A 13,081-nucleotide genomic window follows, 5' to 3' on the forward strand; every position below is an offset into this window, starting at 1 on the left:
CGAGCGGAGTCGCGCCGGCGGGCCGGGCGCAGACCCCCCGACATCTCGGGCAGCGCAATCACGACTCTCGTGATATTTCAATCTGACTTTTGAGGGACGGTCCTGTTTTGAGGGACGTAGCCGTCGTGAGATGACGCCTGTGTCCCGCAAAAACCCGCCGGCGCCGGCGCCCCGCCCTCTAAAACCCGCCGGCGCCGCCCCGCCCTCTAACCCGCCGGCGCCGGCGCCGGCGCCCCGCCCCCTAATCCGCCGGCGGCACGACCCGAAGGTGCAACTCGGCGAGCTGCGAGGGCAGGACCTCGCTCGGCGCGCCCATGAGGAGGTCCCTGGCCCCCTGATTCAAAGGAAACGCGATCACCTCGCGCAGGTTCGCCTGATCCTCCAGCAGCATCAGCAGCCGGTCGAAGCCGGGGGCGATACCGGCGTGGGGCGGCGGACCGTAGTGGAAGGCGTTCCACAACGCCGGAAACGACTCCCTCACCCGCTCGGGACCGTACCCCGCTATCTCGAACGCCGCCTCCATCACCTCGGGAAGGTGGTTGCGGACGGCGCCCGACGACAGCTCGACGCCGTTGCACACGAGGTCGTATTGGAATGCCAGCACGTCGCCGGGATCGGAGGACCGCAGCGCCTCGAGGCCGCCCTGCGGCATCGAGAACGGGTTGTGCGAGAACTGCCACCCACCGTTGTCCGCGTCCGGTTCGAACATGGGGAAGTCCACCACCCAGCAAAAAGACAGCGCGTCGGGGTCTCCCAGTCCGAGCTCCCGGCCCAAGGCGCTGCGCCGCTCACCGAGGACCGAAGATGCCGCGTCGGCCGGCCCTACGACCACCAGCACGGCGTCTCCTGCCTCGGCCTCCACCGCCGACGACAGAACCTCGGCCTCTTCGTCGGTCAGCTTCTTGGACAGCGATCCTCGACGGCCGTCGGGGTCCAGTTGCAGCCACGCGCCGATGGCGCCGGCCTTACGTGCGGAATCCGCGAACTCGTCGAACCACTTGCGCGGACGCGAAGCGCCCCCAGGCGCGCGCAGCGCTCTGATCGAACGCCCGGCAGACGGCGCCTCGGCGAAGATCGGTAGTTCGGTGCGGCCGCCCAGCGCCGCGCTCACGTCCTCTATCTCCAAGCCGAACCGCAGGTCCGGCTTGTCCGTCCCGTACCTCGCCACCACGTCAGCGAATGCCAGCCTCGCAAACGACCCCACCGCCTTCTTCGTCGAGCATTCCTCCACCACCCGGTTCATCAGCAGCTCGACTTCCTCGAACACGTCCTCCTGGGTCGCGAAGGCCATCTCGAGGTCGATCTGGTAGAACTCGCCGGGGCTGCGATCCGCACGGCTCGCCTCGTCGCGGAAGCACGGGGCGATCTGGAAGTAGCGCTCGACGCCTCCGACCATCAGCAGCTGCTTGAACTGCTGGGGGGCCTGGGGGAGCGCGTAGAACTCGCCGGGGTACAGCCGGCTCGGCACCAGGAAGTCGCGCGCCCCTTCAGGCGAGGACGCGGTGAGGATCGGCGTCTGCACCTCGAGGAAGCCCCGTGACGACAGATGTTCCCGGACGACGGTCGCCAGGCGCGCTCGCGCCGCCAGCCGTTCGACCAGCGGGCCCCTGCGCATGTCCAAATAGCGGTAACGAAGCCGCGCCTCCTCACCCACGTCGGTGTCGCGCTCGACCGGGAACGGCAGCACGTCCGCCGACGAAAGTATGTCGACCGACTGCACCGTCACCTCGACCTCGCCGGTCGCGAGCTTGGGGTTCACCGTCTCGGCGGGCCGATGCACCACCGAGCCGCGGACGCTCACGACGCTTTCCAGGCGCAACGACGTCAGCATCTCGAACGCCGGAGAATCGGGGTGCGCGACGAGCTGAACGACCCCGCCCGCCTCGACGCCTCCCGCGTCGCGCAGGTCGATGAACAGCAGCCCGCCGTGGTCGCGCTTTGCCGCGACCCACCCGGAAAGCAGAACGCTGCGCCCGGCATCGCCGGCGCGCAGCGCCCCGCATCTCACGTCTCTGTAGTTGTTCACGGCCAGCGGTCGGGTGTCCTCCATGTCAGGGAGGCAGGCTAATGCCTCCCTGCAGGAGGACCCGACTCAGGACCTATGCCGCGGAGCGCCTGCGGAGCCGGCGGACGAGGGCCAGCGAGAAGCCGCCCAGGCCGAGGGTGCCGACGCCGACCACGGGCTGCCACAGACCACCCGGGCCACCGGTGAAGGGGAGCTTCGGCGGCACGGTCGTCGGGGTAGGCAGGGTCGGGTTGTTCTGGGCCTGAACAGTCGCGCACGAGATCGGCTGCTGCTGGTTCGAGTTCGCCTCGAGCACGCCGACAGCCGGGTTGGCCAGCGCGATATCCGGGAGCTGGATGCTGGTCAGCGGGATGTTGACCTGGTTGACGACCTGCTGGGGGATGTTGATCGAGCTGTTCGTCAGACCGAGCTTGATGTTGAGCAGTTGGAAGGCCCCCGATGCGGCCGTCCCGCCGGTCGTCGCAGGCGACGAGCCGAACGCTCCCCCGATGGCGTGGGGCACGGTCTCGATGTCGATCTCCCCGAGGTTCAGGTTGATGACACCGTTGAGGGTGCTGATGATCTGCTGCAGCGTCGGCGTCACGGTGTTCAGGGCCGACTCCACCGGGCTCACCACGGGCTGCAGCACGCCGAGCACCTGGTTCAGAGCGCTGCTCAGGGTGGAACCGCTCGGCAGCGAGTTGAGGGTGTTCTCGAGGAACGTGGTCAGCTGCGGCAGCGTCAGCTGGGAGAGCAGAGCGGAGATACCGCTGATCGACAGCGGGATCTGCTTGCCGTTGCTGGCGACCGACGACAGCGGCACCTGCTCGTCGATGGCCGGGGTCGACTGGCCGGCGGCGGTGAGTTTGACGGTGAGGATGTCGTCGGTGGACATCTTGACGGTGGCCGGGACGCTGGGCTCGCCGCTCGTCGTGGCGGTGAGCGTCACAGGATCGTTGACGCCACCCGCGCTCTGGACCGAGATCTCCAACGTCGCCAGGCCGAGCAGGTTGAACGTGATCGGAGCGATGATGTCCGACGCCTGCGTCTGGATGCCGTAGGTCCCGTCACCGTTGGGTACTAGCGAGGTCAGCGACTTAGACAAGAACACGGAAGTGCCGTCGCCGGCGGTGCTGATGAGCGGCGCGCTGTTGACGCCGCTGGATGTCAACGTCGGCAGCCCGGTCAGGATGTTCGCCGCGGTGAGGTTGCCGAGGCCGTAGGAGATGTCGCTCGTCGGGCACGATGCGGTCGGGAAGTTGGCCTGCGCCTGCCCAAGCAGCGACGACGCGTTGGCGATCGGATCGAGGCTGAGCGCCGATTGATTGGTGACGCCGGGGATGTTCGGCGGGGCGAGCGCGATCGCCGGCGCGGGGATCGCCTGCTTCGCGGCGGCGAGCACGGTGTTGGCGAGATTGTTGAGCGTCGCGCCGGTCGTGCCCCCGAGGTTGAGCTGGAGTCCCGCTCCCTCGTCGAATGCCTTCGTCGTGGCCGCCTGCGCAGGCTGGATGACGGTCTGCAGCTCGGACGTCAAGGGCGTGGTCAGGCCGGCGGTGTTGGTGGACGCCGCGGAGAAACCTTGGTCGAGGCTGTTGATGCTCAGCCCGGTGATCGGGCTGAGGTTGCCCCCGGTGATCTGGTCCAGTGAGTTGAGGGCGGTGGTGCCGAGGTGCAGTTCGGTACCGGTGGCGTATCCGCTGAAGTTCGCCTGGCTGAACGGCACCGCGGCGCTCGAGCTCGCCGACGCAGGCGGTATGACGACGGCCGCAGCAACGATGGCCGCAGCGAAGCCGCCAGCGGTCGCCTTGATCAATGGGTTCCTCACGTAAGCCTCCCCAGCTTCGCCCCTGAGGCCGCCCCTTTTCGGACGGCTGACTATGCCTCTTGAGCGCAAAAATGTAGCTGACAGGGCTATACGAGGGCAACGAAAGCTGAGCTAAACGGGCTATACATTCCGGAAATTCTTCACCTTTACCTAAAGAATTCTCTCGAAACGGACGAAAACGGAAGGCTCGCGACCGGGCCGGTCTTTTTCCCTCTGAACGCCCGCTGCGCCAGACTGGGCCGTAACAGTCACATCACAGGAGTCGCGCATGGCGAGCAAGAGCAACAACAGCTTCGGGGCACGGGCCGAACTCTCCGTCGGCGGGCGCAGCTACGAGATCTTCCGCCTCGACGCGCTGGACCGGGCCGCCAGGCTCCCGTACTCGCTGAAGATCCTCCTCGAAAACATGCTCCGCCACGAAGACGCCCTCACCGTCCACCCGAGGGACGTAGAGGCGCTGGCGAACTGGGACTCCCAGGCCGAGCCCGACACCGAGATCGCCTTCGCGCCCGCCCGGATCCTCATGCAGGACTTCACCGGCGTGCCCGCCGTGGTCGACCTGGCCGCGATGCGCGACGCCATGGTCCAGCTCGGCGGCGACCCGTCGAAGGTCAACCCGCTCATCCCCGCCGAGCTCGTCATCGACCACTCGATCATCGCCGACTACTACGGCACACCCGACGCGTTCAAGCGAAACGCCGAGCTCGAGTTCCACCGCAACGAAGAGCGTTACCGGTTCCTCCGCTGGGGGCAGGGCGCGTTCGACACGCTGAAGGTGGTTCCGCCGAACACCGGCATCTGCCATCAGGTCAACCTCGAGTACCTCGCCCGCGTGGTGTTCTCGACCGACGACGGGCAGGCGTACCCGGACACGCTGCTGGGAACCGACTCGCACACCACGATGATCAACGGCCTCGGCGTTCTTGGCTGGGGTGTCGGCGGCATCGAGGCAGAGGCGGCGATGCTCGGCCAACCGGTGTCGATGCTCATCCCTCGCGTGGTCGGCTTCCAGCTCACCGGCGCCCTTCCCGAGGGGTCCACCGCGACCGACCTCGTGCTGACGGTGACCCAGATACTGCGCAAGCACGGCGTGGTCGGGAAGTTCGTCGAGTTCTACGGAGACGGCGTTTCGGCCGTCCCGCTCGCGAACCGGGCGACGATCGGCAACATGTCGCCGGAGTACGGCTCGACCTGCGCGATCTTCCCGATCGACGCGGAGACGCTGCGCTACATGGAGATGACCGGTCGTTCGCCGGAGCGCATCGCGCTCGTCGAGGCGTACGCGAAGGAGCAGGGCCTCTGGCACGACCCGTCGCACGAGCCGGAATACTCCGAGAAGCTGACCCTGGATCTGTCGACCATTGTGCCCTCGCTCGCCGGGCCGGCGCGGCCGCAGGATCGGGTGCGTCTCGACGAAGCGAAGAGCGGTTATCGGTCGTCCGTCTCGAAAGTTCTGGGAAAAGAGGGCGCCGGCGCGCCACCATCGAACCCGGTTCCGGTCACGCTTTCGGATGGGACGAGCTTCGAGCTGGACCACGGCCGCGTCGTCATCGCGGCGATCACGTCGTGCACGAACACGTCCAACCCTTCCGTGATGATCGCAGCCGGGTTGCTCGCGAAGAAGGCCGTGGAGAAGGGGCTTTCGTCCAAACCGTGGGTGAAGACAACGCTCGCACCCGGGTCGAAAGTCGTCATGGACTACTACCAACGAGCCGGCCTCGTTCCCTACCTCGACAAGCTCGGATTCGACCTGGTCGGCTACGGCTGCACAACCTGCATCGGCAACAGCGGACCGCTGCTTCCGGAGATATCGAAAGCGGTGGCGGACGGAGACCTCGCCGTGGTTTCCGTTCTGTCCGGCAACCGCAACTTCGAAGGACGCATCAGCCCCGACGTGAGGATGAACTACCTCGCGTCCCCTCCGCTGGTCGTCGCGTACGCGCTCGTAGGTTCGATGGACTTCGACCTCGTGCGCGATCCGTTGGGGACCGACCCCGACGGCAAGCCCGTGTACCTGCGCGACATCTGGCCCTCCGCGTCGGAGGTCGCGTCGGTGGTCGAGTCCTCCATCGAGTCGAAGATGTTCAGCGGGTCGTACGAGTCGGTCTTCGAAGGCGACGATCGTTGGCAGAACCTCGACATCCCCTCTGGCGACGCGTACGCGTGGGACTCGACGTCCACCTATGTCCGCCAGCCGCCGTACTTCGAGGGCATGGGCCTCACGCCCGCGCCCCTGTCCGACGTGCACGGCGCGCGCGTGCTCGCGGTGCTCGGCGACAGCATCACCACCGACCACATCTCGCCGGCGGGGAACATCCGCCGCGACGGACCAGCCGGCAGCTGGCTGGTCGACGGGGGAGTGGATCCCTCGGACTTCAACTCCTACGGCTCGCGCCGCGGCAACCACGAGGTGATGATCCGGGGCACGTTCGCCAACATCCGGCTGCGCAACCGCCTAGCCCCCGGTACCGAGGGCGGCGTCACCCGTCTGCTTCCGAGCGGCGAGACCATGTCCATCTACGACGCAGCGAAGCGTTACGAGGCGGACGGGGTTCCGCTGGTGATCCTCGCCGGCAAGGAGTACGGCTCGGGTTCGTCGCGCGACTGGGCGGCGAAGGGGACCGCGCTGCTCGGAGTGCGGGCGGTCCTTGCGGAAAGCTTCGAGCGCATCCACCGTTCGAACCTCGTCGGCATGGGGATCCTGCCGTTGCAGTTCGCCGAGGGGGACAACGTCGAGTCGTTGGGCCTGACCGGCGAGGAGGTGTTCGACGTCACCGGCCTCGAGGGCCTGGCCGACGGTGCACCGCTGCCGCGCCAGCTGTCGGTTTCGGCCGCCGGCAAGCAGTTCGACGTCCGGCTGCGGATCGACACACCCAAGGAGGCCGAGTACTACCGCCACGGCGGCATCCTCCAGTACGTTCTGCGCCAACTACACGGAGCCTGACCGGCCGGCCGGCCCCGACAACTACGGCGCCGGCGGGTGGAGCCCCATCGCCGGGTCGAGGTTCTCCTTGACCACCCACTCGAGCACCTCGAGCGTCGCCTTCGCCGGCGCGCTCGCCCGCCCGCGCCGGCGCAGCACCATGCCGACCTTGCGCCTCGGTAGCCCGGTGATGGTGACCCTGGCGAGCTTCATCACCCCCTCGGTAGCACCGGTTGCGGGCAGGATCGCCGGACCAAGACCCTTGACGGCGAGCGATGCCATCAGCCGCACCCCGTCGAGCTCCGCGCGGGGAATCAGGGTCACGCCGGCGTCGCGGCACGCCTGGTCTATCTCGAGACGGAACGCCGTACCGGGGGCGGGGAGCAGGAGCTCGAACCCGTCGAGATCGTTCAGGTGCACGCTGGGTCCGCTGGCGAGCGGGTGATCTTTCGGCAACACGAGTATCAGGTCCTCGTCGAACAGGGGGTGTTCGACGAGCTCAGGGCTTCCTTGCGGCAGGTTCACTATCGCCGCGTCGAGCGAGCCCGACGCCAGGTGTGGCTCGAGGGTCGCCGAGGTCCCGTCCCCGACGACGAGGCGGACCTTCGGATGTCGTTGCGATGCCGCCTCGAGGAGCAGGGGTGCGAGCCAACGGGCGGTTGTTCCGATCATTCCTATGCGCACGGTGCCCGTCACCTCGTCGCGTAGCGCTGCGACGTCCGACACCGCGGCCTCGATCTCCGACAGAGCCCTGCGACCCCGCTCGACGACCGCCGCGCCTTCCTCGGTGACCAGTCCGCTCTGGCGGTCGACGAGCTGGACTCCGAGCTCGCGCTCGAGGCGGGCCACGTGGCTGGAGACGTTCGACTGGACCGTGTGCAGGGAGGACGCTGCAGCCGAGAAGCTCCCGTGGTCCGCTATCGCTATCAGCGCTTGGAGTTGGCGCAGGTCCATCGCTTACAGAGATAGCACAGCCAGATGAACTCTTGGTGAGAGCGTCCCGATTTGGCCCCATCTGGCGCCGGCGGGGGGTAGCGTCGTCTCGCATGAGGACGGCCGCGATCTTCGACCTCGACCGCACGCTCCTCAGGACCTCCAGCACGCCAGCGATCAATCTCGCCCTGTTCTCCAAGGGGCTGGTAGGACGCTCGTCGGTCCCGGGGCAGGCGCTGTTCATGCGGTTCTACGACGTGTTCGGCGAGACGCTCCCGTCTATGGCGATGGCCAGGGCCGCGGCGCTCGCCGCGCGGGGGTGGTCGGTCGCCGAGGTCGCCGAAGCCGCGGAGGAGGCTGCCGAGAACCTCGAGGGCATGGTGCTGCCGTACGTGCCCGGACTCATCGAGTCGCATCGTTCGGCCGGCCGGGTTCTCGTGCTCGCCACCACGACTCCCTTCCAGTTGATAGAGCCGTTCGCCAAGCGGTTGGGTTTCGACGCCATAGTGGCGACCCGCTACGAGTCGCGACCCGACTCCGATGGAGTCGCCCGCTTCACCGGCAACTTCGACGGCGGGTTCGTATGGGCCGGCGGCAAGCTCAGGGCGGTCAGGAGTTGGGCATCCGCCGAGGGCGTGGACCTGCGCGAGAGCTACGGCTACTCCGACAGCTTCTACGACCTGCCGTTGCTGCTGGCCGTAGGGCACCCGACGGCCGTCAACCCTGACTACCGGCTCCACGCGGCGGCGACCGTCGCCCGCTGGCCGGTGGTCCACCTGGACAGCCCTGCGGGCGTGCCGAAGATCCTGGGGGCGGAGCCGCTCGACGTCGTGCGTACCGCGTTGCAGCAGGTCGCCCTCCCGTTCGCACGCTTCGACATCGCCGGCACCGATCACATACCCGCCCGCGGTGGCGTGATCGTGGCCGCGAACCATCGCAGTTACTTCGACACCGCCGCGTATGCGATGGCCGTCTTCAAGGCTGGCCGCAATCCCAGGGGACTCGCCAAAAAGGAGTTGTTCGACGCTCCGATCATCGGCGAGCTCATGAAAGCGTCCGGCGCGATCTGCGTCGACCGGAAGCGCTCCGGCCGCGAGGCCTACGAGGCGGCGGAGCAGGCGTTGCGAGGCGGCGAGGTCCTGATCGTCGCGCCGCAGGGGACCATCCCGAGAGGGGAGTCGTTCTTCGATCCGGAGCTGAAGGGGAAGACGGGGGTGTCGCGCCTGGCCGCGGCGACGGGAGCCCCGGTCATACCTCTCGGCGTGTGGGGGACCGAGCACGTCTGGCCCCGCTCCGCGAGACTCCCGAACGTCGCCAACATCCTGCGCCCACCGACGGTCAGGGTGAGGGTCGGCCCCCCGGTCACCGGGCTCACCGGCACGGATTTCCGAGCTGACACCCAACGGATCATGGAAGCGATCACCGAGCTGCTCCCGCCTGAGGCAAGGCTCCGCCGGATTCCCACCGAGGACGAGCTGGCTCGCACGTATCCGCCGGGCCGGCGAGGCTCGAAGAGCGGAACCGGGTAGAGACAGACAGGGCCGCCCCGAGGCACCCCGTGACGCCCACGCACCGACCAACGGAGGTCGAGCAACCCATGGCCGACATCGAGACGACCACCGGGATCGAAGCGGAAGAGGAGGCCGCCCACTGGTTGGCCGAACCGCCGCCCCCTCCGCCGGCATCCGACGGAACCGCCGGCGGCGCCGGTGCCGGCGGCGCCGGCTCGCCAGCCGGACGAGACAGCGGCCTCGCCACCCGTTTGCCAATGGCCGGAGCGACGTGGCAGTCGGCAGCCGCGCACCTCCGGGAGGAGTCGCCGTGGATGCTGGCCTCCGCCGGCGTCCTGGTAGCGCTGGCTGCCTACTGGGTGGCTTCGGTGGTCGCCGCGTTCGAGCACGGGCATCACCTCACGGCCCAGGAGCGGGTCTTGCGGATCTTCGCCCCGGGCTCGTTCGTCTGGGTGCTCGGAGCGATCGTGGCGGTGGCCTTGTTCTCGGCGGGCCGCCGTTTCGAGTTGCCGCCGGCGCGGCTCGGCCCGCTACGTGCCCCGCTCGCTATGGCCCTGGTCCTCGCCGGCTCGGCCGCCGTGGCGTCGGCGGCGATGAGCGCTGTGGTCGAGCTCGCCAACTTCGGCCACGGGATCCTGGCGGCGCTGGCCGCGCTGCTCGGTTATCTCGGGACTCTGGTTTTGGCGGCGGCTGCCGCTTGGTGGGCGAACCGCGAGCACCAGGAATCCGCCGGAGCGCGCTGACGGGCCCTGACGGGCCTGCCGGGACCTGACGGGACCCGCCGATCGCCCCGAAAAGCCGGCCCCTGGGCCGCCGGCGGACACAGAACGCAGCCGTTAGGGCTTGCCAGCCGGCAACCCTGTCCCTTTAGGGCGCGTCCCAAGCGGGGCAAGTGGACAGGCAACGCGACCTGGACGGCCCATTTGTGTGGCCGGCGCCGAACTCTGTCCTCTTGAGGAACCGAACCGCACGCCGGGTCCCGCCAGGTCCCGCCAGGTCCCGCCAGGTCCCGCCAGGTTCCCCCGAGCCACCGCCGGCCGGCCAGCCTCGCTGGTCCGGGGCCCGGCCTGACCCTGCACCAGTTCGCCGCCCGCCGTTCGCCGCCCGCCGCCCGCCGCTCGCCGACCTAGTCCGCCGCTCGCCGACCTAGTCCGCCGGCCAGCGCTCGGTGCCCGAGCCCCCGCGCCGGCGCCCGGAGAGCCCCGAGAGCCCCGAGAGCCCCGAGAGCCCCGTCCCACGCCCGCCACCACGCCCCGTCCCACGCCCGCCGTCGCGCCCCGCCCCGCGCCCCAGGGCCCATGTCCGCCGCCACGCCCCCGCCTCGGGGCCGGTGAGAGCCGGCGTGGTGTTCGACGCCGCCCGCCGGCGTGCAGTCCACCAGTCGGTCGTCTGCTCGTCGGCCAGTGCGGCGACGGCACGCTCCAGCCGTTCGGCCAGCGCGCGGGCCTCCGCGGAAGTACCTCTGTCTTCCCGCGCCTGCAAGGGACGACCGAACGTCACGATCGTCCGTCCCGGCCGGATCACGTTTCCGCCCTTCGGGAGGATGTCCCTGGTCCCCGAGACGTAGACCGGCACTACCGGCCGCCCGGTCCGCGCGCCGAGCCACGCCGCTCCGGCGCTGTGCGGCTGTGCCCACCCGTCCGGGCTGCGCCCGCCCTCGGGGAAGATCAGCAGGCTCCAACCCTCGGCGAGCAGCGACGCCACCCGATTGACCGATTCGCGGCTGGCCCGCTGGCGTTCGATCGGGACCGCGTTCAACAAGAAGGCGAACACGGTCGCCTTCACCCGCGTGTCGAAGAAGTAGTCGGCGGCGCCCGCCACGAACATCCGGTGCCGCCACCGTTCGGGGATCACCGACAGGATCAGCGGGGCGTCGACATGGCTGACGTGGTTCGCCGCGAAGATGACCGGTTCGTCGAGATGGGAGATCCGGTCCAGTCCGTCCACGGTCGGCGAGGCGACCGCCTGGACGAGTGGGCGGGACACGAGTTCCTGCACCAGGACTCGAGCGAATCGCGCCGGATAACGACGCGCCCATTCGCTGTCATAGTCCATCCCCAGGTTCTTCTCGACTGGCGGCCGGTCGATTCCCCCCGGCCAGGAAGGCGCGGTGAACGGGAACGCCAGCGACGACGCCCGGGGCAGGCGCACACGCGACCGCAACGCTCTCAGCGACTCGGGTGTGACGGGCAGCCGCCGCAGCGGCTCGACCGATCCGGACAGCCCGCGACCGGCCACACCGCCGCGACCTGCCGCACCGCTGCGCCGGCTTCCCGACGAAGCCATTAGTGGACGTCCGCGAGCATGATCGGCGGGCAGTGCAGGTGGGTGATCGTGGCGTCACGGCCGACCACGTCGCTCGCCATCTCGAGTGCGTCGGTGAGAGTCGACGCCGGCGAGAACCCGAGCCGGCGCACGGAGCGCGGCTCGCCGCCCACGATGATCACACGCCCGAGGTGCTCCAGCGCGTGCGCGCCCCAGTACCACATGTAGAAGGGGTGCACCCCGTGGTAGGCGTGGCTGGTCCTGTAGAGGTGTCGGTACCACTCGTCTGTGGCGTAGCGCTCCTCGTAGTTCTTCTCGATCTCGACCGGATCGGTCGTGTCCGCGAGGACCTCTTCGAAGAAGTCGATGTACGACGGGTGGTGCACCGGGTGGAAGGCCCACGGCGTCGGGTGCGAGAGGATCGCGACACCGCCCTTGCGCACGACGGGTTGCCCCCGGTACAGGTTGAAGAGGTACCCGAGTCCCATGCACGTCACGAGGATCGGGTTCATGATCGAGTTGACGTTGTAAGGGCACAGGTGAGGCAGGCCGAATACCGCGATGTCGGTCTGACCTTCGACGTGCACCAACTGCTGGCGGTACACCATCTCCGTGGTCGCGCGGTGCACTGCTTCGACCTCGCCGGCGTTCACCCCGGTCATCTGATGTGGTGCCTTGATCGACTGGAAGATCGACCGGGCGGCACGGGGCGGAGTCATCGCGAGCGATCTCTCCGTCGCCAGATAGAGCCCCCTGTCCCGGGCCGACCACTCCCACTCTCGCTTTTGCAGGAAGGCCATCTGGGAAGGGAAGGTGTCGTTGTTGAGGGTCGTCTCGATCTGGAACACCTTCACGCCGGCGGCCGCGATCAGCCGGCCCATCCGCCAGTTGGAGGAGTGAAGCTCGGATTTCTCCTGGTCCATAAACGACCGGCTGTGTCGCATCGTCTTCACGTTGTGGTGATGGCGGAGGCTGCGGTAGCTGGCGAGACCAGTCGCCACGCTCTTGTGGCCCCCGTCCATGGCAACCAGGTTGATGTTGACGTAGACGAGCAGGTCGGATTCGGCAGCCCGCCTGTTGATCTCGACGTCCTCGCCGTGGTCGGTCTGGCCGAGGTGCACCATCGCGTCGGGGTCCTCGGCGTCGTGCTGCAACAACAGACCGTGCGGCGCGAAGGCGTCGTAGACGCGGTCGCCGATGGCGTGGCGCAACTCGGCTTCGGTCATGCGCCGGTGAAGCGCGAGCGCGCAGATCAGGACCACGTCGTCGACGCCGGCATGCGCGGCCATGTCGAGCACCGCTTCGATGACGCGCTGCCTGTTGTCGGGGCGGCGCATGGGAGGGAGCGGGAGGGAGATGTCGTCGAAGGCGATCGTCAGCTTCATGCCGGGGAAGAGCAGTGACGGCAGCGGTTGCGAATCGCCGAGGGGGTTCAACAGGGCGTCGCGGATCGCGTCGTCGGGATCTTCGAGCGGCTCGAGAGGCTCGGGCGCGTAGATGACGCGGGAGCGCCCAGCGGGCAGGCGCTCCAGGCGGAAGCCCTCCCCGTGCCAGGTGAGGATCGGCGGGGTGGACCTGTCGACTTCGAGTACGAATCCGGGGCGGGGCATGGGCTTGGG

8 protein-coding genes are annotated in these 13,081 nt (G+C 68.6%); 3 read left to right on the plus strand and 5 right to left on the minus strand.

The window, feature by feature from the left end:
• Positions 1-241: 241 nt before the first annotated feature.
• Both aspS and VNF71_00880 read right to left on the minus strand, forming a co-directional pair.
• Entirely contained in the window at positions 242-2,050 is a 1,809-nt protein-coding gene (gene aspS / locus VNF71_00875) for an aspartate--tRNA ligase (GenBank protein HVA73102.1), read from the minus strand.
• A gap of 49 nt (positions 2,051-2,099) precedes the next feature.
• Positions 2,100-3,830 (minus strand): hypothetical protein, encoded by a 1,731-nt coding sequence (locus tag VNF71_00880; protein ID HVA73103.1) that lies wholly within the window; start codon positions 3,828-3,830, stop codon positions 2,100-2,102.
• A gap of 268 nt (positions 3,831-4,098) precedes the next feature.
• Between VNF71_00880 and acnA the strand changes: the two genes are divergently transcribed.
• Complete coding sequence (gene acnA, locus VNF71_00885; protein HVA73104.1) at positions 4,099-6,774, plus strand: aconitate hydratase AcnA; 2,676 nt, start codon at positions 4,099-4,101, stop codon at positions 6,772-6,774.
• Between the two features lie 21 nt (positions 6,775-6,795).
• Here acnA and VNF71_00890 read toward each other — a convergent pair whose 3' ends face one another.
• Entirely contained in the window at positions 6,796-7,707 is a 912-nt protein-coding gene (locus tag VNF71_00890; GenBank protein HVA73105.1) for a LysR family transcriptional regulator, read from the minus strand.
• Positions 7,708-7,799: 92 nt separating this feature from the next.
• On the opposite strand from VNF71_00890, the gene VNF71_00895 reads away from it, so the two are divergent.
• Entirely contained in the window at positions 7,800-9,215 is a 1,416-nt protein-coding gene (locus VNF71_00895; GenBank protein HVA73106.1) for an HAD-IB family hydrolase, read from the plus strand.
• A 68-nt stretch (positions 9,216-9,283) separates the two neighbouring features.
• Positions 9,284-9,940 carry a hypothetical protein gene (locus VNF71_00900; GenBank protein ID HVA73107.1) on the plus strand — a complete coding sequence of 219 codons (657 nt, stop codon included), beginning with the start codon at positions 9,284-9,286 and terminating at the stop codon, positions 9,938-9,940.
• 403 nt (positions 9,941-10,343) lie between these two features.
• Here VNF71_00900 and VNF71_00905 read toward each other — a convergent pair whose 3' ends face one another.
• Positions 10,344-11,483 carry a lysophospholipid acyltransferase family protein gene (locus VNF71_00905; GenBank protein HVA73108.1) on the minus strand — a complete coding sequence of 380 codons (1,140 nt, stop codon included), beginning with the start codon at positions 11,481-11,483 and terminating at the stop codon, positions 10,344-10,346.
• Positions 11,483-13,072 (minus strand): lactate racemase domain-containing protein, encoded by a 1,590-nt coding sequence (locus VNF71_00910; protein ID HVA73109.1) that lies wholly within the window; start codon positions 13,070-13,072, stop codon positions 11,483-11,485. The genes VNF71_00905 and VNF71_00910 overlap by 1 nt, the downstream gene beginning before the upstream one ends.
• Between the last annotated feature and the right edge of the window lie 9 nt (positions 13,073-13,081).

The sequence above is a fragment of the Acidimicrobiales bacterium genome, from assembly GCA_035533095.1.
Classification (GTDB): domain Bacteria; phylum Actinomycetota; class Acidimicrobiia; order Acidimicrobiales; family Palsa-688; genus DATLUM01.

What these genes read in the sequence shown, in the direction of transcription:
- aspS (HVA73102.1), bottom strand. Translation starts at nt 2,050, where the DNA reads ATGGAGGACACCCGACCGCTGGCCGTGAACAACTACAGAGACGTGAGA.
- acnA (HVA73104.1), top strand. Translation starts at nt 4,099, where the DNA reads ATGGCGAGCAAGAGCAACAACAGCTTCGGGGCACGGGCCGAACTCTCC.
- VNF71_00890 (HVA73105.1), bottom strand. Translation starts at nt 7,707, where the DNA reads ATGGACCTGCGCCAACTCCAAGCGCTGATAGCGATAGCGGACCACGGG.
- VNF71_00895 (HVA73106.1), top strand. Translation starts at nt 7,800, where the DNA reads ATGAGGACGGCCGCGATCTTCGACCTCGACCGCACGCTCCTCAGGACC.
- VNF71_00900 (HVA73107.1), top strand. Translation starts at nt 9,284, where the DNA reads ATGGCCGACATCGAGACGACCACCGGGATCGAAGCGGAAGAGGAGGCC.
- VNF71_00905 (HVA73108.1), bottom strand. Translation starts at nt 11,483, where the DNA reads ATGGCTTCGTCGGGAAGCCGGCGCAGCGGTGCGGCAGGTCGCGGCGGT.
- VNF71_00910 (HVA73109.1), bottom strand. Translation starts at nt 13,072, where the DNA reads ATGCCCCGCCCCGGATTCGTACTCGAAGTCGACAGGTCCACCCCGCCG.